Below are 19501 nucleotides of genomic sequence, written 5' to 3' on the forward strand. Positions count from 1 at the left end.
GCGTCCGACAACGTTAAACAATTGCCAAGCAAGCTAGTTCCGAGCGCGGCCGGGCCGGCTTCGATGATCCGACGTGGAAGCCGATTGGCTGTAAAGCGCAGATACAAGGAAGTCGGGGCCGGGTCGCGCGCGCCGCCACTCCCTCAAGAATGGCGACGCGCGCGACCCGGCCCCGAACGGCGAAGTGGCCGCGGCGCTTAGCGGGCGCGGCTATGCCACTGTCAGCCCAGCGCGGCGATGCCGGCCTTGGCGATTTGCGCGTCTTCCGACGATTTGACGCCGGACACGCCAACCGCGCCGACATAGTAGCCGTCGACGACGATGGGTACGCCGCCTTCGAGCATGCCGGCGATTTCGGGCGCGCTCAGGAACGAGACGCGGCCGTTGTTGATCATCTCTTCGTAGACGCGCGATTCGCGCTGGCCCAGCGCCGCGGTCTTGGCCTTGGCCGGCGCGATATGCGAGGAAATCGGCGCGGCGCCGTCCATGCGCTGAAACCACAACATGTGACCGCCATCGTCGACGATGGAAATGGCGACCGCCCATTTGTTGGCGAGCGCTTCCGCTTCCGCCGCCGCGGCGATTTTTTTAACGTCGTCAAGTGTCAAGATTGGTTTCGATTGCATCATGCGTCCTTTTTTTAATGAGGACGAATTGTACGCCACTGCTCGCCGATGCGCACCTGCTTGCCGCTTGATTTTATGGTTCGCGCTTGGCCTTGAGTTTTTGCTTGAGCTGCGCCATCACCGCGAAAGCGGCTTGCTCGCCGGCCAGGATGGCCTGGTTGCGGCCGTTGAAGTCGTTGCCCTTCATCAGCCCCAGGCTGGGCTGGATCACCACGTCGGCGTCCTTCAGTTCGAACTGGTTGATGCGCTGGCCCATGATGCTGAAGGTTTGCAGGATCACTTCCATCGAGCTGATCGCCGCCTGCGCGTCGGTTTGCGTCGAGATATTGACGGCGATGATGAAGTCGGCGCCCATGTCGCGCGCGAAGCGCACCGGCACCGGCGCCACCAGGCCGCCGTCGACGTAGTGGCGGCCGTTGATGGCGACCGGCTGGAACACCCCCGGCACCGACGACGAGGCCCGCACCGCCATGCCGGTGTTGCCGCGCTGGAAGAGGATCGGCTGGCCGTTCTTCAGGTCGGTGGCGACGACGCCGAACGGGATCTTCAGCTTTTCCATCGGCAGGTTGCCGACGGACTTGTTGACGTAGCTTTGCAAGGCTTCGCCTTTGAGCACGCCGGAAGACTTGCCGAACAGCGGCATGGCCCAGTCGGAGATGGCGGCCTCGTCCATGTCAAAGGCGAGCTTTTGCAGCGCGAAGCCGGAATTGCCGGCCGCGTACAGGGCGCCGACCACGGCGCCGGCGCTGGTACCGACCACGACGTCGGCCAGGATGCCCTGCGATTCGAGCGCCTTGATGACGCCGATGTGGGCGAAGCCGCGCGCGGCGCCGCCGCCCAGCGCCAGGCCGATCTTGATCTTGCGCGGCGGTTGCGGCGCGGCGGCCGGCGCCGGCGCCTCGGGAGCGGTGGTGGTGCAGCCGGCCAGCAGCAGGGCCGCGATGGCGATCAGGGAGTAACGACGTGGGGACATATATATAGGCGAGGTCTGCGACATAGCCGGCGGATTGTAGCGCACTTGCCGGGCGGGCACGCCGAGGACGGGCTGAAGGGGCGCGCCGGGCAAACCAAGGGCGCGAGTCCGGGGTCAGGCCCCGAGGGTCTGCCCCCCTCCGGCGCCGGGGCCCGGTGTCGGAGGTCGGATTGGCGGGACGCGTAACCCGACCGGCGCTCAGTGCGGCAGCAGTTCGGCGGCGGCCGGGGTGGTCACCGACTTCGGCAGGCTGACGATGAAGCTGCTGCCCTGCCCCGCCTCGGATTTGATCGATAGCGTGCCGCCGTGGCGCAGCAGCACGTGCTTGACGATGGCCAGCCCCAGGCCGGTGCCCTGGGTTTCCCGCGAGCGGCTCTTGTCGACCCGGTAGAAGCGCTCGGTCAGGCGCGAAATATGCTCCGGGCTGATGCCGATGCCGGTGTCGCGCACGATGAATTGCGGGCCGCCCGGGCTGTCCTGCCACAGCAGGTGGATGGCGCCGCCGGCCGGGGTGTAGCGCACCGCGTTCGAGGCCAGGTTGCCAAAAGCGCTGTGCAGCTCCTCGAAGTTGCCCAGCACGTCGGCGCCGCTGGCCTCCAGCGTCAGTTGGTGCTTGCCGGCCGACAGCGCGCGGGCGTCGCGCAGCACCTGCTCCATCAGCTTGCCGGCGTCGACCCGCTCTGGGCGCAGCGGGTAGTCGACCGACTCCAGCCGCGACAAGGTCAGCATGTCCTCGATCAGGTTCTGCATCCGGTGCGCCTGCTCGGTCATCAGCTTGATGTGGGCGGCGCGGGTCGGGGCGTCGAGGTCGAGCTCGGTGCCGGCGATTTCCAGGAAGCCGACGATCACCGTCAGCGGCGTGCGCAGCTCGTGCGAGGCGTTGGCGATGAAGTCGCGCCGCATCATCTCGATGCGCTCGGTTTCGGTGACGTCGTGGGTGACCAGGATTTGCCGGCGGTTTTCAAACGGGATGATCTGGACGATCAGCTTGCGGTTGCGGAACGTCAACGTCAGCGGCTGCTCGTAGCGCCCCAGGATGATGTAGTCCATGAATTCCGGGCTGCGGATCAGGTTGGTCACGCGCATGCCCTTGTCGCGCTCCTGGGTCAGGCCCAGGTGCTGCTCGGCGGCCGGGTTGCACCATTCGAGGAATAGGACGTCGTCCATGATGACGACGCCGTCCGGCAGCAAGTGCATGGCCTGGCGGAAGCGCGCCAGCCATTCGCTCAGCTCGGCCTGGCTTTTCTCGTCGTCGCGGCGCAGCCGGTACAGGCGCGAAAAGATGTTGGTCCACGAACCCCAACCGTCGGGTAGCTTGGCGCTGTGCGGATTGTCGAGCCAGTTGCTGAGCTGGTACAGATACGACAGCTGGACGAACACCATCACCACCATCAACGCGAACGCCACCACCAGCGCGATGACCACGCCGAACAGGAACCACAGCACGCCGACGCCGGCCAGCACCAGGGCCATGCGCAGCGCGGCGGGGACCCAGAACAACAATTTCGGATTCATAAGAGTCTATTTTTCGGACAACATGTAGCCGACGCTGCGCACGGTCTTGATCAAGCTTTCGGCCTCCTTCAGGGCCTTGCGCAGGCGCAGCACGTGGACGTCGACGGTGCGTTCCTCGATGACGGCGTGGTCGCCCCAGACCTTGTCGAGCAACTGGCTGCGCGAGAACACCCGTTCCGGATGGGCCAGCAGGAACTTCAGCAACTTGTATTCGGCGTGGCCGATGTCGATTTTTTGCGCGTCCATCATGACGGTGCAACTCACCGGGTCAAGCGCCACGTTGCCGGCGCGCATGGTTTCCTGCGCGTGCTCGGGACTCTTGCGGCGCAACAGCGCCTTGGCGCGCGCCAGCAACTCGCGCGGCGAGAACGGCTTGGTGACGTAATCGTCGGCGCCGCTGTTGAGGCCGGCCAATTTGTCCTCTTCCATGCTCTTGGCGGTCAGCATGATGACCGGGATGGCGCTGAACTGGCGGTCGGCGCGGATGCGCGAGAGCAGGCGCAGGCCGGTCTGGTCCGGCAACATCCAGTCGAGCAGGATCAGGTGCGGCGTGCGGTGCTGGATAAAGTCCCAGGCGTCGGCGACGTTTTGCACCGAACAGCAATTCCAGCCGGCTTCGCGCAGCGAATAGGTCACCAGTTCAACGATGGCCGGCTCGTCTTCTACAATCAATACCGTGGTTTTATCAGATGCCATGAATCACTCGGGAAGGTCGACGGGCGCCGTTGCGCTACGGGTGTGGCGGATGTCCCTGCCCTCGACCACGTAGATCACGTATTCGGCGATGTTCTTGGCGTGGTCGCCGATGCGTTCGATCGCCTTGGCCACCCACAAGGTGTCGAGCGCGGCCGAAATGGTGCGCGGGTCTTCCATCATGAAGGTGATCAGGTTGCGCATGATCGAACGGAACTCGTGGTCGATGATGGCGTCCTGGGCGATCAGTTGCAGCGCCTGCTTGCCGTCGTTGCGGGCGAACGCGTCTAGGGCGTCGTGCAACATGTCGCTAGCGGTGTTGGCGATGCCGCGCACCATTTCATAGTGGTTGACGACGACGTTGCCGCGCGCGTGCAGGCCCTTGGCGACGCGGGCGATCTTGGTGGCCTCGTCGCCGATGCGTTCGAGGTCGGTGATGACCTTGATCGTCGCCATGATGGTGCGCAAGTCGTTGGCGGCCGGCTGGCGCCGCACGATCAGATGGCTGCAGGCGTCGTCGAGCGAGACTTCGAGCTGGTTGACGGTGTCGTCTTCGCGCATGACGCGGTCGGCGCGCTCCGGATTGCCGATGCGAAAACAAGTCATGGCGTCGAGGAACTGGGTCTCGACGATGCCGCCCATTAACAGCACTTTCGAGCGGATGCCTTCGAGTTCGTTATCGTATTGCTTGGATGAATGCTCACCTGTCATGCTGTCTCTCCGTGTTCAATTAGTCGATGCCGGCGCCGGCATATCAGCCGAAGCGGCCGGTGATGTAATCCTGCGTCTCTTTGCGCGCCGGATTCATGAAAATCTGGTCGGTGTCACCGAACTCGACCAGCTCACCGAGGTACATATACGCAGTGTAATCGGAACAACGCGCGGCCTGCTGCATATTGTGCGTGACGATGGCGATGGTGTAGTCCTGTTTGAGTTCGCTGATCAGCTCCTCGACCTTCGCCGTCGAGATCGGATCGAGCGCCGACGTCGGCTCGTCGAGCAGCAGCACGTCCGGCTTGACGGCGACGCCGCGGGCGATGCACAGGCGCTGCTGCTGCCCGCCCGACAGCGACAGGCCGCTCTTGCCCAGCTTGTCCTTGACCTCGCCCCACAGCGCCGCCTTCTTCAGCGCCCACTCGACGCGCTCGTCCATTTCGCCCTTCGACATGTCCTCGTACAGGCGCACGCCGAAGGCGATGTTGTCGTACACCGACATTGGAAACGGCGTCGGCTTCTGGAACACCATGCCGACCTTGGCGCGCAGCATGTTGACGTCCTGGTCGGCGTCGAGCACGTTGCGGCCGCGGTACATGATCCGCCCCTCGGCGCGCTGGCCCGGGTACAGGTCGTACATGCGGTTGAGGGTGCGCAGCAGCGTCGACTTGCCGCAGCCGGACGGGCCGATGAAGGCCGTGACCTTTTTCTCGTGGATGTCGAGGTTGACGTTGTGCAGGCTTTGGGTCTTGCCGTAGTAAAAATTCAGTCCCGAAATCTCGATGGTTTTTTTCTTCGGCGCCAGCTCGATGGCGCCGTCGTTGCTCATATGCGTGTTCATGGTATCGATCGCTTCATAGATAACTGGATAAACAAATTAATTCGGGATTTTCTGGCTGAACAAGGTGCGCGACAGGATGTTCAAGGCCAGCACGCTGAAGGTGACCAGCAGCGCGCCGCCCCAGGCCAGCGCGCGCCAGTTGTCGTACGGGCTCATGGCGAACTGGTAGATCACCACCGGCAGGTTGGCCATCGGCGCGTTCATGTCGGCGCTGAAGAACTGGTTGTTGAGCGCGGTAAACAGCAGCGGCGCGGTTTCGCCGGAGATGCGCGCCAGCGCCAGCAGCACGCCGGTGATGACGCCGGCCTTGACGGCGCGCAGGCGCACCAGCGTGGCCACCTTCCAGCGCGGCGCGCCCAGGGCGAAGGCGGCCTCGAGCAGGCTGTTGGGCACCAGGCGCAGCATGTTGTCGGTGGTGCGCACGACCACCGGCACGGCGATCAGCGACAGCGCGATCGAGCCGGCCCAGCCGGAGAAATGCTGGACGTTGGCGACGTAGAGCGCGTAGACGAACAGGCCGATGACGATCGACGGCGCCGACAGCATGATGTCGGTGACGAAGCGGGTGGTTTGGGCGAACCAGTTTTCCTCGCCGTACTCGGCCAGGTAGATGCCGGCCAGGATGCCGATCGGGGTGCTGATGACGGTGGCCAGGCTGACCAGCATCAGGCTGCCGACGATGGCGTTCATCAGCCCGCCGCCTTCGCTGCCGGGGGCCGGCGTGGTCTGCGTCAGCAGGTTCAGCGTCAAGCCGTCGAAGCCCTTGATGAGCAAGGTGGCCAGGATCCACACCAGGAAGATCAGACCGACCGACATGGCCAGCACCGACAGGGCGATGCCGACCCGGTGCACAAACAGGCGGCGGCGGTAGACCGGGTTGATTGCGGTGGCTTGCTTCATTTCACGCCTTCCTTGCGGGACATTCCGGCCAACATGATTTTGGCGGCCGACAAAACGATAAAGGTGATGGCGAACAGGATCAGCGCCAACGCGTACAGCGAGGACACGTGCAGCCTGGACTCGGCCTCGGCGAATTCGTTGGCCAAGGTCGAGGCGATGCTGTTACCGGCCGCGAACATCGACCACGACAGCTTGTTGGCGTTGCCGATGACGAAGGTGATGGCCATGGTTTCGCCGAGCGCGCGGCCGAGGCCCAGCATGACGCCGCCGACGACGCCGGTCTTGGTGTACGGCAGCACGACCTTGCGCACCACTTCCCAGCGCGTGCAACCGAGGCCGTAGGCCGATTCCTTCAGCACCGCCGGCACGATCTCGAAGACGTCGCGCATCACCGAGGCGATGAAGGGGATGATCATGACGGCCAGAATCAGCCCGGCGGTGAGGATGCCGATGCCCATCATCGGACCGCTGAACAGCTGGCCGACGACGGGTAGTTGGCCCAGCGTCGCCTTCAACAGCGGCTGGACGTGGTCGGCGAACAGCGGGGCGAACACGAACAGGCCCCACATGCCGTAAATGATGCTGGGCACGCCGGCCAGCAGTTCGACGGCGGTGCCGAGCGGGCGGCGCAGCCACGGCGGGCAGATTTCGGTGAGGAACAGGGCGATGCCGAAGCTGACCGGAAAGGCGATCAACAGCGCGATGAGCGAGGTCGACAGCGTACCGACGATGGCGATCAGCGCGCCGTAGCGGTCGTTGACCGGGTCCCATTCGACGGTGGTGAGGAAGGCCGGGCCGAATTCATGCAACGCCGGCCAGGCGCCGATCATCAACGAGATGATGATGCCGACGAGCACGAGCAACACCGACAAGGCGAACAGCATCGTCACCTTGTGGAAGAAGAAATCCTGCAGGCGCTGCTTGCGCATCGCCGAGTGCATCGCCGCGGTACTGTGGTCGGGCATGGTGATCTCGGTCATCGGACCGAGTGAGGAGGATAGGTTTGCGCTCATAGTATGCCATTTATGCCGTTTATGCCGTTAATGTGGGCTAGCCGGGACCGCCTGATCTTGCCCAGGCGGCCCTGGCTAACTCCCTCCCGGGGATAATGCCGCTCGGTTCGGCTTGCGTAGCTCGGATTAGCGAAGCGTAATCCGACGCCGAGCCGCCGCCGACGCCAGTCGGCTTACCGCGGGAGGGATGCGCGCGATTAGTAGACCGACTTGCCCGACGCGTCTTTCAGGTTGGCTTTCCAGGAATCCTGCACCAGCTTGACGACCGACGCCGGCAGCGGCACGTAGTCCAGCTCGACGGCCGAGGCGGCGCCGTTCTTGAAGGCCCAGTCGAAGAACTTCAGCACTTCCTTGCCCTTGGCCGCGTCGGCCTGGGTCTTGTGCATCAGGATGAAGGAAACGCCGGTGACGGGCCAGCTGGTCTTGCCGGCCTGGTCGGTCAGCACCACGCCGAAGCCCGGCGTCTTGGTCCACTCGGCGTTGGCGGCGGCGGCCTTGAAGTTGTCGTCGTCGGGTTGCAGGAACTGGCCGTCCTTGTTCTTCAACTGGGTGTGCGACATCTTGTTTTTCTTGGCGTAGGCCCATTCGACGTAACCGATCGAGCCCTTGATGCGCTGCACGTTCGCGGCGACGCCCTCGTTGCCCTTGCCGCCGACGCCGACTGCCCACTTGACGGCGGTGCCGGCGCCGATCTTGGCCTTGAACTCGGGGTGCACCTTCGACAGCCAGTCGGTGAACAGGAAGGAGGTGCCGGAGCCGTCGGCGCGGTGCACCACGGTGATGTCGGCGTCGGGCAGCTTGACGCCGCTGTTGAGGGCGCTGATTTCAGGCGCGTTCCACTTGGTGATCTTGCCCAGGTAGATGTCGGCGACGACCTGGCCGGTCATCTTCAGCTGGCCCGGGGCGACGCCGTCCAGGTTGACCACGGTGACCACGCCACCCATGATGGCCGGGAACTGCATCAAGCCCTCGGCGTCCAAATCTTCCGCCTTCAGCGGCATGTCGGAGGCGCCGAAGTCGACGGTCTTGGCCTTAATCTGCTTGATACCCGCGCCGGAGCCGACCGACTGGTAATTCAGGCCGTTGCCGGTGGCGGCCTTGTACGACTCCGCCCATTTGGCGTAGATCGGGTAGGGAAACGTTGCGCCAGCACCTGTCATATCCGCCGCCATGGCGTTGAACGTCATCGCGACCGAGCCGGCAACTACGAAAGATTTCACCATTTGCTTCATTTGCATATCAAGTCCTCTGGGTTGTAACGGTGCTACGCGCCGCCGTCAATGTTGCGCAGTCTACCGGCCAAATATGACAGCTTTATGACATGAAACAATCCGCTCATCGACCGGCCCGCCCCGGCCCATGCCCGGGCGGCTACCATCGCCTTGTCACAATACGACGCCGCGGCGCCGGTCGATGTCACAAAGTTGTCATATTTCACAATTACACTCGCGGCAGGCCAAAAAGAACTAGAATTAACTATCTGCAAAGACAAGAGAACATGAAACCTGATCTGCACGCACATATGAACCTGGAACAGCACGCGGACATCAACAAGTCGGGCACCCTGCTCGACCGCGAATTGTCGCAACTGGCGTTTAACCGGCGCGTCATGGCGCAGGCCGAGGACCGCGGCATTCCGCTGCTGGAGCGGCTGCGCTACCTGTGCATCATGAGCAGCAACATGGACGAGTTCTTCGAAGTGCGCGTGGCCAGCCTGCTGGCGGCCGGGCACGCCGGCGGCGAACTGTCGGGCCACCCGGCGCTGTTGGCAACGCTGGCGCGCATCTGCAACGAGTGCCACCTGCTAGTGCAGCACCAGTACGAGATCCTCAACACCGAGGTGTTGCCGCAGTTGCGCGCTAAGGGCGTGCACCTGCTGCGCCACCACGACCGCAACGAGGCCCAGCGGGCCTGGGTCAAGGATTATTTCGACCGCGAGGTGCGCCCGCTGCTGACGCCGATCGGCCTGGACCCGGCCCACCCGTTCCCGCAGGTGGTCAACAAGAGTCTGAACTTCATCGTCTCGCTGAGCGGCAAGGACGCCTTCGGCCGCGGCACCGCGATCGCCATCGTCAAGGCGCCGCGGGTGCTGCCGCGGGTGATCCGCCTGCCCGACGAACTGTCGAGCGGCGGCGTGTCGTTCTGCCTGCTCTCGTCGATCATCCACGCCCACATCTCCGACCTGTTCGCCGGGCGCGAGGTCATCGCCTATTCGCAGTTCCGGGTCACCCGCGACAGCGACCTGTGGGTCGACGAGGACGAGGTCAAGAACCTGCGCCAGGCCCTCAAGGGCGAGCTGGTCGGGCGCCAGTTCGGCACCTCGGTGCGCCTCGAGGTGGCCAAGAACTGCCCGCCCGAGCTGTCGCAGTTCCTGCTCGACCAGTTCAGCCTGGACCAGAGCCGCCTGTACCGCGTCAACGGCCCGGTCAACCTGGTGCGCCTGGCCGAGCTGATCGACCACGTGCAGCAGCCGGCGCTGCGCTTCGCGCCGTTCTTCCCGGGCGTGCCGCAAAAAGGCGCGCTGACCGATATCTTCGCCACGCTGAAAAAGCACGACATCCTGTTGCACCACCCGTTCCAGTCGTTCCAGACCGTCATCGACTTCGTGCGCAGCGCCGCCCACGACCCGGCCGTCGTCGCCATCAAGCAAACCATCTACCGCACCGGCATGAACTCGGACCTGATGGAGTCGCTGATCGCGGCCGCGCGCATGGGCAAGGAAGTGACTGTGATCGTCGAGCTGATGGCGCGCTTCGACGAGGAAGCCAACATCAACTGGGCCGACAAGCTCGAACAGGCCGGCGCCCAGGTCGTCTACGGCGTGGTCGGCCTGAAGACCCACGCCAAGGTGGCGCTGGTGATACGCCGCGAGGAAGGCGCGCTGCGCTTTTATGCCCACCTCGGCACCGGCAACTACCATCCGACCACCACCAAGCTGTACACCGACTTCGGCCTGCTGACCTCGCGCCAGGAACTGGCGGTCGAAGTCAACGAGGTCTTCATCCACCTGACCAGCCTGACCAAGCCGCACAACCTGAGCCATCTGTGGCTGGCGCCGTTCGGCCTGCAAAGCGAAATCATCAAGGCGATCCGCAACGAGGCGAAGATCGCCCGCGCCGGCCGGCCCGGGCGCATCATCGTCAAGATAAACGCGTTGGTCGACGAGTCGGTGATCCGCGCGCTGTACGCGGCCTCGAACGACGGCGTCAAGATCGACCTGATTGTGCGCGGCGCCTGCACCCTCAAGCCGGGCGTGCCGGGGCTGTCGGAAAACATCCGGGTGCGCTCGATCATCGGCCGCTTCCTCGAACACAGCCGGATCTATTACTTCCGCAACGACCTCGAGCACGACGTCTACCTGTCCAGCGCCGACTGGATGAGCCGCAACCTGTTCCGCCGCGTCGAGGTGGCGTTCCCGGTACTGGACCGGGCGCTGAAGCGGCGCGTCATCGCCGAGGGCTTGAACCCTTACTTGAAGGACAACAGCAACGCCTGGGAACTCGATTCCAGCGGCCAGTACACGCGCCGCAAACCGCGCGCGCGCCAAGCCGAGTTCAGCGCGCAGCAGCACCTGATGCACACGCTGGGCACGCCCGACACCGTGGCCGGGGCAGAATGAATTGACAAGGAGGACAGCATGGATTTGATCTTATGGCGCCACGCCGAAGCCGAAGACGGCGTGCCGGACCTGGAGCGGGCGCTGACCGTGAAGGGCCAGAAGCAGGCGCGGCGCATGGCGGACTGGCTGTCCTCGCAACTGCCCGACAGCTGCCGCATCCTGGTCAGCCCGGCGCTGCGCACGCTGCAGACGGCCGAGGCGCTGGGCCGCAAGTTCAAGCTGCACCCGGAGTTGGCGCCCGGCGCCGAGGCCGAAGACGTGCTGAAGGCGGCCAACTGGCCGGCGTCGAAGGAGGCGGTGCTGATCGTCGGCCACCAGCCGACGCTGGGCCAGGTGGCGGCCCTGCTGCTGACCGGCGAGGAGCAAGACTGGGAAATGCGCAAGGCGGCGGCGTGGTGGTTTTCGCAGCGCGAACCGGGCGATCCGGCCAGCGTCTACCTGAAGGCGGTGATGGCGCACGACCTGGTCGTCAAGTAAGGCGCCGTGAACGCGAATCCCTGCGCCGCGCGCTTGTAAAGCGGGGCGCTTCTGCTACAGTTTAAAGGTATCAACCACACGGAGGCGCCGCCCGACAGCGGTCGAGATCACCATGTTCAGCGTGTTTATCATGGGTATATTTGGAGCAATGATCTGCCTCATTGTCGTCGAAATGGTCGGCGAGATGAGCAACAGCCGGCGTAAGCTGATGGACCGCTACCACGAATAGCGCCCCGCCAACGAAGCCCCCCCGGCGCCGGCGACGAGCCACCCCTTTCGTCGCGAGCGCCTGTCCCGCCGCCCCGCCCGCGGCGACACCCTTGCCACCCTCCCCGCCTTACCTGCCGGACTTGAACTTGGTGTAAATCCGCGTCACCGAGCGCCGCACCTCGGCCGTGGTCGCCTCCGGCGCGGCCATGCGCTGCTTGTCCTGCTCCGACAGGAAGATCGCCTTGTTCTCGGCGATGTCCTTGCGCACGAACTTGACGCTGGCCGTGTTCGGATTGGCGTAAAACACCTTGTTGCTCAGGCTGGCGTGCACTTCCGGGCGCAGGATGTAGTTAATGAACAGGTGCGCGTTGTTCGGGTGCGGCGCGTCGATCGGAATCGCCATCGTATCGAACATCAGCGCGGCCGCCTTCGGCACCAGCACCTGGATCACGTTGCCGTTCTTGGCGTCGAGCGCGCGCTGGCGGGCGATGTTGATGTCGCCCGACCAGCCCAGGGCCACGCAGACGGCGCCGTTGGCCATGTCGTTGATGTAGCCCGACGAGCTGAACAAGGTGACGTAGGGGCGGATCGCCTGCAACACCTTGGCGGCCTCCTGGTAATCGGCGGCGACCTTCGAATAGGCCGGCTTGCCCCTATACTGCAGCGCCGCCGGCAACACCTCGGACGGCGAATCGAGGATAGACACGCCGCAGGACTTCAGCTTGGACGCGTACTTCGGATCGAAGATCAAGTCCCAGGCGTTGTCCGGCAACGCCAAGCCGCCCAGCGCGGCCTTGACCTTGTTGACGTTGATGCCAACCGTGGTGTAACCCCACAACCAGTCGACCAGGTGTTCGTTGTTCGGGTCGAGCCTGGCCAGCTTGGCTTGGATGGCGGGGTCGAGGTTGGCCAGGTTGCTCAGTTTGCTTTTGTCCAGCTTGCGCAGCAAACCGCCGTCGATCTGCAGGCGCGCCCACTGCGCGGTTGGCACCACGATGTCGTAGCCCGACTTGCCGGCCACCAGCTTGGCGTTGAGGATCTCGTTATTATCGAAAACGTCATACCGGACCTTGATGCCGGTTTCCTTTTCAAAATTCTTGACCGTGTCGTCGCCGATGTAATCGGACCAGTTATAGATATTGAGGACTTTTTCCTCCTGCGCCTGCGCCGGCAGCGCCAGCGTCACCGCGGCGGCCAGGGCGAGCGCGCCGCGTCCGATGCGCGCGCCAACGCGCGCCTGAAAATTCACTGCCACCATACTCGTCTCCGTCCAAACAATTCACGATGCCCAAACTTGCAGGCCAACATGATAGCGCCCCGCGCGCGAAAAAAAAGGGACCGGCCTCGTTTTCCGAGAAATATTTCCCGAAAATCGAGGCCGGTCCCTGCTATCCCAACATGCCGCCGGCGCGCGCTACGCCATGAAATCGAACAGTGAACGGGACGGCCCGGCGCCATAGCCGCCGCCGGACTGCGCCTGCTGCGAATACAGTTGCACCAGCGCGTTCGCCTGCGCCGTCAGCGCCTTGGTCATCGCGGCCTTCTTGCCGGTCAGCGTGGTGATCTCCCTGCCGACCGAGGCCACCTCTTTTTTCAGCATGCCGCTGTCGCCGGTCAGCGCGCCGATCTTCGCCGCGAACTGGTCGGCGACGCCCCGGCCGTTGTCGGTGAACAACTTGCTGACCGCGTCCGGGTCGGCGGCGATGGCGCTGTTGAGCTTTTTCTCGTCGAGTACCAGCTCGCCGTTCTTGCCGATCGACACGCCGATCTTCGCCAGCACCGAGGTCGGCACGCCATTGCCGCCGGACGTCAGCACCTGTCCCATCTGGCTGCTGGCCTGCGACAGCGCCAGGTCCGACTTCAACTCGCCGCCCTTGAGCGACTGCAATTTGGCGTTCATGCTGTTGTACGCGCTGACCAGGCCAGCGACGTTGCCGGCGATCTGGCCCGGGTCCTTCGCCACCACCACGCTGGTGGCGCCCTTGCCGGTCAGCTCCAGCCTGACGCCGGCGATGGCCGCGCCCAGGGTGTTGACGGCGCTCTTGATCTCTGTGCCGTTGACGCTCAGCAGCGCGTCCTGCGCGGCCACGCTCTGGCTCATCCCCTTGGCCGCGCCGGGGCTGTGCGACAGCAAGTCCTTCACCGCCGCGTCGCCGCTGACACTGATGCGCATGCTGCCGGCGGCGCCGCTCTGGCCGTTCAGCGTCAAGGCGAAGCCGTCGCCGCTCTTCACGACTTTGGCGTCGATGCCGGCCTCCTTGAACGCCGCCGCGATGCCTTGCAGCGTGTTGTTGCCGTTTTTGATCGTGACGGTCTTGCTGGTCTTGTCGTCGCCGGGCGCGAAGCTGGCGCCGTCGGCTCTGCCGAACTCCACCGTGATGACGGCCGGCGCGCCGCTGCCGATGGCGGCGTCGGCGCTCTTCTGCTCGGCGCTGGCCAGCACCTGCGCCTGCGCCAATTGCTTGACGTCGACGGCGTAACTGCCGCTGGCGGCCTGGCCGGTGGTGCTCGCGCCCAGCACGCCCTTGGCAGACGAGATGGCCGAGGTCGCCAGTCCGCCGCCCGCCATGCCCTGGGCGATCGACTGGAACTTGGCCAAGGCCGTGTGCAACTGGCCCAGCGCCGACAACTTGGTCTGGTCGCGCGTCAGCGCGCTGTTCAGCTTGGCCACGCCCTTGCCCTGCGAGGCCATGACTTTTTCCACGCGCGCGTAGACGTCGGCCGACACGCCGCCCTGGGTGGCGCCGGCATTGGCGTTATATGGATTGGTATTGTTGATTGCAGAGCTAAACATGATGGCGTCCCGTCCGGTTAGACAATGGCGCGGCGGATCTGCCGCCGGCCTCGCAAGAGACGGGGCGTCGACGCTGTTGGCGTGTTGGCCTGCATTCCCTTCAATTGCACATTATGTACTTTTAACGGAAAAACAAAGCCCCGAGCTGAGGCTATATTCTCGCTCTGACCGGCCCTTGCGCCTTGCGCCGGGTCAGCGCAGGTACTTGTTGATCGCGTTCGCCACGGCGATGTCGAGGTTGGCGAACTGGAAGCCGACCTTGAAACCCTCGTGGCTGAGGATGCAGTGCGTAACCGAAACCTGGCTGTCGACCAGGTGCAATTTACCCTCGATCAGCATCTCGAACATGATGCGTCCCTTGTGCCCGAGCGCCAACTTGCCGTCGACCACGGCGGCGACGCCGCCGCTGCCGATGTCCATCGTGTGCGCCGCCACGGCGGCGGCGCCGTCCATCACCAGCATGGCCCTGGTACGTAATATCTTACGCGGCGTTTGCCGTTGCTCTACTGACAATTTATATCCGATGCTCAATACGCGTTAGTCGGGTGGCGCCGGCCGGGCGACGACACCGCCATAGCGCGGCTGCCGGACCGTGGTTATTATATGTGCAAACGGCAGCGGCGTCCGGTCGCGCTCGCGGTTGCGCGCCGACGGCGGCCAGTCGCGCCGCAGGTAGTTGGCGATGGCGGCGGCGGCCCGCTCGTCGAGCCGGCCGAACTGCAGGCCGGCCTTGAAACCGTCGCTGCCGCAGACGCAGTGCATGACCTCGACCCGGGTCGTCACAATGTCGAGCTTGCCGCCAGAGAAAATTTGAAACGACACCAAGCCGCATTGCCCCACCTGCACCGAATCGACCAGCCCCAGTGAAACACCGCCCAGGCCGACGTCCTGGGCGCGCGCGTGCACCGGGCCGGCGCCGTCGAGCATCAGCATGGCCCTGCCGCGCATCACCTTGCGCAGCCCCTTTCTTTGATCAACTAGCAATTGTCCGTCCGATGCGTCAAATGTATCCGGCGAAGCCCGCGCACGCGGGTCCGGCCGCCGGAGATGCACCGGCCAGCGGACGCTATTATAATGCCATACGGAAATATTAGTTACATCAAAGAATTGTTATTGTCGTCGACACCACACCGTCACTCGTGCTCGCGCAGCTTGTTGAAGGCCTCGTCGATGCGCTCGACGGCGATGATGGTCATGCCCTCGATGGCTTGCTTGGGCAGGTTGGCCTTGGGGATCATGGCGATTGAAAAACCCAGCTTGGCGGCTTCGCGCAGGCGCTCCTGGCCGCGCGGCGCCGGGCGGATTTCACCGGCCAGGCCGACCTCGCCGAACACCACCAGGCCGCGCGGCAAGGGCTTGTTGCGCATCGACGAGTTAATCGCCAGCAGCACCGCCAGGTCGGCCGCCGGCTCGGTGATCTTGACGCCGCCGACGGCGTTGATGAAGACGTCCTGGTCGAAGGCGGCGATGCCGGCGTGGCGGTGCAACACCGCCAGCAGCATCGCCAGCCGGTTTTGCTCCAGCCCGACCGAGAGCCGGCGCGCGTTCGGCAGGTGGCTGGTGTCGACCAGCGCCTGGATCTCGACGAGCAAGGGGCGGGTACCCTCCTGCGTCACCATCACGCAGGAGCCGGGCACCTGGTTGTCGTGCTGCGACAGGAACAGCGCCGACGGGTTCGAAACGCCCTTCAAGCCCTTTTCCGTCATGGCGAACACGCCCAGCTCGTTGACGGCGCCGAAGCGGTTCTTGATCGCCCGCACCAGCCGGAAGCTGGAGTGGGCGTCGCCCTCGAAGTACAGCACGGTGTCGACGATGTGCTCGAGCACGCGCGGCCCCGCCAGCGCGCCCTCCTTGGTCACGTGGCCGACCAGGATGATGGTCACGCCGGTCTGCTTGGCCATGCGGGTCAGCTGGGCGGCGCACTCGCGCACCTGGGCCACCGAGCCGGGCGCCGAACTGAGCGCGTCCGAATACACGGTCTGGATCGAGTCGATCACGGCCACGTCGGGCTTCAGGTCGGCCAGCGTGCCGAGGATTTTCTCCAGCTGGATCTCGGCCTGCAGTTTCAAGTCCTTGGCGTCGATGACCAGGCGCTTGGCGCGCAGCGCGATCTGGGCGCCGGACTCCTCGCCGCTGACGTACAGCACGCGCTTGCTGTGCGACATGTTCGCCAGCGCCTGCAACAGCAGCGTCGACTTGCCGATGCCCGGGTCGCCGCCGATCAGCACGACGCCGCCGGCCACCATGCCGCCGCCGAGTACGCGGTCGAACTCCTCGATGCCGGTGCCGAAGCGCGGCACGTCGATCGCGTCGATATCCGACAGCGACAGCACCGGCGCCGTCTGCGCCAGCGCCATGTGCTGCGGATTGGAATAGCGGTTGTTGCCGCCGGCGCTTTCGGGAACCGTTTCGACCATCGTGTTCCACTGCTGGCAGGCGCCGCACTGGCCGGTCCATTTGTTGCTGACGCCGCCGCATTCGCTGCAGGTGTAGTTGGTTTTTGCTTTTGCCATGGGGAGTATCGCTACTATATAGGGTGATTGGAAATGCCGGCGGCGGCGCCAGCCGGGTTACGCCCCGGCTGGCTAAGCCGACCCTCGAATATCGTTAACTTAGCGGCATCTCTACCACCGGCACGCGCGGCGCCAGCGCACACATCAGCTCGTAGCCGATGGTGCCGGCGGCCTGCGCCACCTCGTCGATCGGCAAGCCCTGGCCCCACAGCGTGACGGCGCTGCCCACCCCGGCGCCCGGCACGTGGCTCAGGTCGACCGTCATCATGTCCATCGAGACGCGCCCGATCAGGCTGGTGCGCACGCCGTCGACCAGCACCGGCGTGCCGTGCGGCGCGTGGCGCGGGTAGCCGTCGGCGTAGCCGCAGGCGACGACGCCGACGCGGGTCGGGCCGGCGGCCTGGTAATGGCTGCCGTAGCCGACCACGTCGCCGGCGCCGATGTCCTGCACGCCGATGACGGCGCTGCGCAGCGTCATCGTCGGGCGCAAGTCGAAGGCGGCCGCCGGCCGGCCGCCGGGCGTGCCGCCGTACAGCATGATGCCGGGCCGGACCCAGTCGCTGGCGACGTCGGCGTCGAGTTCGGCCTGGCGCAGCACGCCGGCCGAGTTGGCCAGGCTGCGCTGGCCTTCCAGGCCGTCCGCGCCGAGGCGGAAGCGGCGGATCTGCTCGCCGATCGGCAAGGCCGGGTGGGCCGCCTCGTCGGCGTTGGCGAAATGCGTCATCAGCGTGATGTCGCCGACGCCGGCAATCGCGCGCAAGCGCGCATACGCCTGGGCGAAGGCGGCCGGCGTGAAGCCGAGCCGGTTCATGCCGGTGTTCATCTTCAGGTGCAGGTCGACGCGCCGCGGCAGCGTGGCCGCCTCCAGCAGGGCGATCTGCTCGACGCAGTGGACCGTGCCGCTGATGCCGTGCGCGGCCATCGCGTCGAGGTCGGCCGCATCGAAGAAGCCCTCGAGCAGCAGGATCGGCCCGCCCCAGCCCAGCTGGCGCAGGCGCAGCGCGTAGTCCGGCTCGACCAGCGCCAGGCCGTCGGCGCCGGCGAAGCCGCGCAGCGCCCGCTCCAGGCCGTGGCCGTAGGCATTCGCCTTGACCACCGCCCAGACCTTGGCCCGCGGCGCGCAGGCGCGCACCCGCGCCAAATTATGTTGCATGGCATCGAGATGGATCGTTGCGACTATCGGCCTTGGCATAACGTTCTACTGGGTAATGGTTAAGGGCGTATTCTACCGGACCCGGCCCCGCCACACCGCGTGCAAGTTTGGGGAATACCCGATATTCATGGTATAAAGCAAGCCATATATATGATTTCAGGCACTTAAGAATGAATCGTGGTTTCTACACTATCATGGCGGCGCAGTTTTTTTCCTCGCTGGCTGATAACGCGCTGCTCTTCGTCGCCATTGACTTGCTGATTTCGACGCAGTCGCCCGCGTGGATCACGCCGCTGCTCAAACTCTCCTTCGTGCTGTTCTACGTCTTGCTGGCCGCCTTCGTCGGCGCCTTCGCCGACGCGCTGCCCAAGGGCCGCGTGATGTTCATCGCCAACCTGGTGAAAATTTTCGGCTGCGCCCTGATCTTCGCCCAGATCCACCCGCTGCTGGCCTACGCCGTGGTCGGCTTCGGCGCGGCGATCTATTCGCCGGCCAAGTACGGCATCCTGACCGAACTGCTGCCGCCGGAAAAGCTGGTCGCCGCCAACGGCTGGATCGAGGGCCTGACCGTCACCTCGATCATCCTTGGCACCGTCATGGGCGGCGCGCTGGTCAGCAGCCGCGTCGCGCCGACCCTGCTAGGCTTCGACTTCCCCGGCATGGACACCGGCATCGACACGCCGACCGAGGCGGCTTTGTGCATCGTCGGCGGCACCTATGTGCTGGCGGCCATCTTCAATTTGAAAATCCCCGACACCGGCTGCGTGTACCCGCACCAGGAACGCAATCCGATCAAGCTGATCACCGACTTCGCCAATTGCTACTCGATCCTGTGGAAAGACAAGCTGGGCCAGATCACGCTGGCGGTGACGACGCTGTTCTGGGGCGCCGGCGCCACCTTGCAGCTGATCGTGCTGGAATGGGCGAAGAAATCGCTGCACATGCCCTTCGACAAGGCCACCAGCCTGGTCGGCGTGGTCGCCATCGGCGTCGCGCTGGGCGCCGCGCTGTCGGCGCGCTTCATTCCCTTGCGCAAGTCGTTGACCGTGATACCGCTGGGTATCGCGATGGGCGTCATCGTCATGCTGATGACCCAGGTCCATTCGGTGTACCTGGCCTACCCGCTGCTGATCCTGATCGGCGCGCTGTCGGGCTTTTTCGTGGTGCCGATGAACGCGCTGCTGCAGCACCGCGGCCATGTGCTGATGAGCGCCGGCCATTCCATCGCGGTGCAAAATTTCAACGAGAACCTGTCGATCTTGACGATGCTGGCCGTGTATTCGGTGATGATCCGCCTGCATCTGGACCTCGACATTATCATCGTCGCGTTTGGCCTGTTCGTCGCCGGCACCATGTACATGATCATGCGCAAGCACGCCGCCAGCCAGCGCGAGCACGATTCGCTGGCCTTGATCGGCGAGCATAAGCATTAAGTTGGCGGCCTCGTTTCAACCAAGGGC

General features: G+C 64.8%; 18 protein-coding genes. 3 read left to right on the plus strand and 15 right to left on the minus strand.

Annotated features, from left to right (window positions below):
* Window positions 1-221 precede the first annotated feature (221 nt).
* The 9 genes from JANGC3_RS0109570 to pstS all read right to left on the minus strand — a co-directional run bounded on the left by JANGC3_RS0109570 (window position 222) and on the right by pstS (window position 8507).
* A complete protein-coding gene (locus tag JANGC3_RS0109570) occupies window positions 222-626 on the minus strand; it encodes a GlcG/HbpS family heme-binding protein (RefSeq protein WP_026132781.1) in 405 nt (134 codons plus the stop codon).
* A 73-nt stretch (window positions 627-699) separates the two neighbouring features.
* The gene (locus JANGC3_RS0109575; protein ID WP_017876269.1) at window positions 700-1599 is read right to left on the minus strand and encodes a patatin-like phospholipase family protein; all 900 of its coding nucleotides are present in this window, start codon (window positions 1597-1599) and stop codon (window positions 700-702) included.
* A gap of 198 nt (window positions 1600-1797) precedes the next feature.
* A complete protein-coding gene (gene phoR, locus JANGC3_RS0109580) occupies window positions 1798-3114 on the minus strand; it encodes a phosphate regulon sensor histidine kinase PhoR (protein WP_017876270.1) in 1317 nt (438 codons plus the stop codon).
* Between the two features lie 6 nt (window positions 3115-3120).
* On the minus strand, window positions 3121-3810 hold the full coding sequence (locus JANGC3_RS0109585; RefSeq protein WP_026132782.1) for a response regulator: 690 nt from the start codon (window positions 3808-3810) through the stop codon (window positions 3121-3123).
* A 3-nt stretch (window positions 3811-3813) separates the two neighbouring features.
* Window positions 3814-4518, minus strand: coding sequence for a phosphate signaling complex protein PhoU (phoU, locus tag JANGC3_RS0109590; RefSeq protein ID WP_017876272.1), 705 nt, complete (start codon window positions 4516-4518; stop codon window positions 3814-3816).
* A gap of 43 nt (window positions 4519-4561) precedes the next feature.
* Entirely contained in the window at window positions 4562-5362 is an 801-nt protein-coding gene (gene pstB, locus JANGC3_RS0109595) for a phosphate ABC transporter ATP-binding protein PstB (RefSeq protein ID WP_017876273.1), read from the minus strand.
* A 36-nt stretch (window positions 5363-5398) separates the two neighbouring features.
* Window positions 5399-6262, minus strand: coding sequence for a phosphate ABC transporter permease PstA (gene pstA, locus JANGC3_RS0109600; RefSeq protein ID WP_017876274.1), 864 nt, complete (start codon window positions 6260-6262; stop codon window positions 5399-5401).
* On the minus strand, window positions 6259-7242 hold the full coding sequence (gene pstC, locus JANGC3_RS0109605; RefSeq protein ID WP_017876275.1) for a phosphate ABC transporter permease subunit PstC: 984 nt from the start codon (window positions 7240-7242) through the stop codon (window positions 6259-6261). Before pstC ends, pstA begins: the two co-directional genes overlap by 4 nt.
* A 230-nt stretch (window positions 7243-7472) precedes the next feature.
* Window positions 7473-8507, minus strand: coding sequence for a phosphate ABC transporter substrate-binding protein PstS (pstS, locus tag JANGC3_RS0109610; RefSeq protein ID WP_442789076.1), 1035 nt, complete (start codon window positions 8505-8507; stop codon window positions 7473-7475).
* Window positions 8508-8797: 290 nt separating this feature from the next.
* Here pstS and ppk1 point away from each other — a divergent pair, with 290 nt between their 5' ends.
* Window positions 8798-10894, plus strand: a complete 2097-nt coding sequence (gene ppk1, locus JANGC3_RS0109615; RefSeq protein ID WP_017876277.1) for a polyphosphate kinase 1 — start codon at window positions 8798-8800, stop codon at window positions 10892-10894.
* Window positions 10895-10912: 18 nt separating this feature from the next.
* A complete protein-coding gene (sixA, locus tag JANGC3_RS0109620) occupies window positions 10913-11371 on the plus strand; it encodes a phosphohistidine phosphatase SixA (protein ID WP_017876278.1) in 459 nt (152 codons plus the stop codon).
* Window positions 11372-11708: 337 nt separating this feature from the next.
* On the opposite strand, the gene JANGC3_RS0109630 is transcribed toward sixA, so the two are convergent.
* The 6 genes from JANGC3_RS0109630 to alr all read right to left on the minus strand — a co-directional run bounded on the left by JANGC3_RS0109630 (window position 11709) and on the right by alr (window position 18080).
* Entirely contained in the window at window positions 11709-12839 is a 1131-nt protein-coding gene (locus tag JANGC3_RS0109630) for a polyamine ABC transporter substrate-binding protein (RefSeq protein ID WP_017876279.1), read from the minus strand.
* Window positions 12840-12995: 156 nt separating this feature from the next.
* On the minus strand, window positions 12996-14375 hold the full coding sequence (gene fliD / locus JANGC3_RS0109635) for a flagellar filament capping protein FliD (protein ID WP_017876280.1): 1380 nt from the start codon (window positions 14373-14375) through the stop codon (window positions 12996-12998).
* Window positions 14376-14567: 192 nt separating this feature from the next.
* Complete coding sequence (locus JANGC3_RS0109640) at window positions 14568-14888, minus strand: PilZ domain-containing protein (RefSeq protein ID WP_157406550.1); 321 nt, start codon at window positions 14886-14888, stop codon at window positions 14568-14570.
* Between the two features lie 24 nt (window positions 14889-14912).
* Window positions 14913-15359 carry a PilZ domain-containing protein gene (locus tag JANGC3_RS30745; protein WP_157406551.1) on the minus strand — a complete coding sequence of 149 codons (447 nt, stop codon included), beginning with the start codon at window positions 15357-15359 and terminating at the stop codon, window positions 14913-14915.
* A gap of 149 nt (window positions 15360-15508) precedes the next feature.
* Complete coding sequence (gene radA / locus JANGC3_RS0109650) at window positions 15509-16888, minus strand: DNA repair protein RadA (protein ID WP_017876283.1); 1380 nt, start codon at window positions 16886-16888, stop codon at window positions 15509-15511.
* A gap of 94 nt (window positions 16889-16982) precedes the next feature.
* On the minus strand, window positions 16983-18080 hold the full coding sequence (alr, locus tag JANGC3_RS0109655) for an alanine racemase (RefSeq protein ID WP_026132784.1): 1098 nt from the start codon (window positions 18078-18080) through the stop codon (window positions 16983-16985).
* A gap of 131 nt (window positions 18081-18211) precedes the next feature.
* Between alr and lplT the strand changes: the two genes are divergently transcribed.
* The gene (gene lplT / locus JANGC3_RS0109660; protein ID WP_026132785.1) at window positions 18212-19474 is read left to right on the plus strand and encodes a lysophospholipid transporter LplT; all 1263 of its coding nucleotides are present in this window, start codon (window positions 18212-18214) and stop codon (window positions 19472-19474) included.
* The last annotated feature ends 27 nt before the right edge of the window (window positions 19475-19501 follow it).

The sequence above is a fragment of the Janthinobacterium sp. CG3 genome, assembly GCF_000344615.1.
Classification (GTDB): domain Bacteria; phylum Pseudomonadota; class Gammaproteobacteria; order Burkholderiales; family Burkholderiaceae_D; genus Janthinobacterium.

What these genes read in the sequence shown, in the direction of transcription:
- JANGC3_RS0109570 (WP_026132781.1), bottom strand. Translation starts at nt 626, where the DNA reads ATGCAATCGAAACCAATCTTGACACTTGACGACGTTAAAAAAATCGCC.
- JANGC3_RS0109575 (WP_017876269.1), bottom strand. Translation starts at nt 1,599, where the DNA reads ATGTCCCCACGTCGTTACTCCCTGATCGCCATCGCGGCCCTGCTGCTG.
- phoR (WP_017876270.1), bottom strand. Translation starts at nt 3,114, where the DNA reads ATGAATCCGAAATTGTTGTTCTGGGTCCCCGCCGCGCTGCGCATGGCC.
- JANGC3_RS0109585 (WP_026132782.1), bottom strand. Translation starts at nt 3,810, where the DNA reads ATGGCATCTGATAAAACCACGGTATTGATTGTAGAAGACGAGCCGGCC.
- phoU (WP_017876272.1), bottom strand. Translation starts at nt 4,518, where the DNA reads ATGACAGGTGAGCATTCATCCAAGCAATACGATAACGAACTCGAAGGC.
- pstB (WP_017876273.1), bottom strand. Translation starts at nt 5,362, where the DNA reads ATGAACACGCATATGAGCAACGACGGCGCCATCGAGCTGGCGCCGAAG.
- pstA (WP_017876274.1), bottom strand. Translation starts at nt 6,262, where the DNA reads ATGAAGCAAGCCACCGCAATCAACCCGGTCTACCGCCGCCGCCTGTTT.
- pstC (WP_017876275.1), bottom strand. Translation starts at nt 7,242, where the DNA reads ATGACCGAGATCACCATGCCCGACCACAGTACCGCGGCGATGCACTCG.
- pstS (WP_442789076.1), bottom strand. Translation starts at nt 8,507, where the DNA reads ATGAAGCAAATGGTGAAATCTTTCGTAGTTGCCGGCTCGGTCGCGATG.
- ppk1 (WP_017876277.1), top strand. Translation starts at nt 8,798, where the DNA reads ATGAACCTGGAACAGCACGCGGACATCAACAAGTCGGGCACCCTGCTC.
- sixA (WP_017876278.1), top strand. Translation starts at nt 10,913, where the DNA reads ATGGATTTGATCTTATGGCGCCACGCCGAAGCCGAAGACGGCGTGCCG.
- JANGC3_RS0109630 (WP_017876279.1), bottom strand. Translation starts at nt 12,839, where the DNA reads ATGGTGGCAGTGAATTTTCAGGCGCGCGTTGGCGCGCGCATCGGACGC.
- fliD (WP_017876280.1), bottom strand. Translation starts at nt 14,375, where the DNA reads ATGTTTAGCTCTGCAATCAACAATACCAATCCATATAACGCCAATGCC.
- radA (WP_017876283.1), bottom strand. Translation starts at nt 16,888, where the DNA reads ATGGCAAAAGCAAAAACCAACTACACCTGCAGCGAATGCGGCGGCGTC.
- alr (WP_026132784.1), bottom strand. Translation starts at nt 18,080, where the DNA reads ATGCCAAGGCCGATAGTCGCAACGATCCATCTCGATGCCATGCAACAT.
- lplT (WP_026132785.1), top strand. Translation starts at nt 18,212, where the DNA reads ATGAATCGTGGTTTCTACACTATCATGGCGGCGCAGTTTTTTTCCTCG.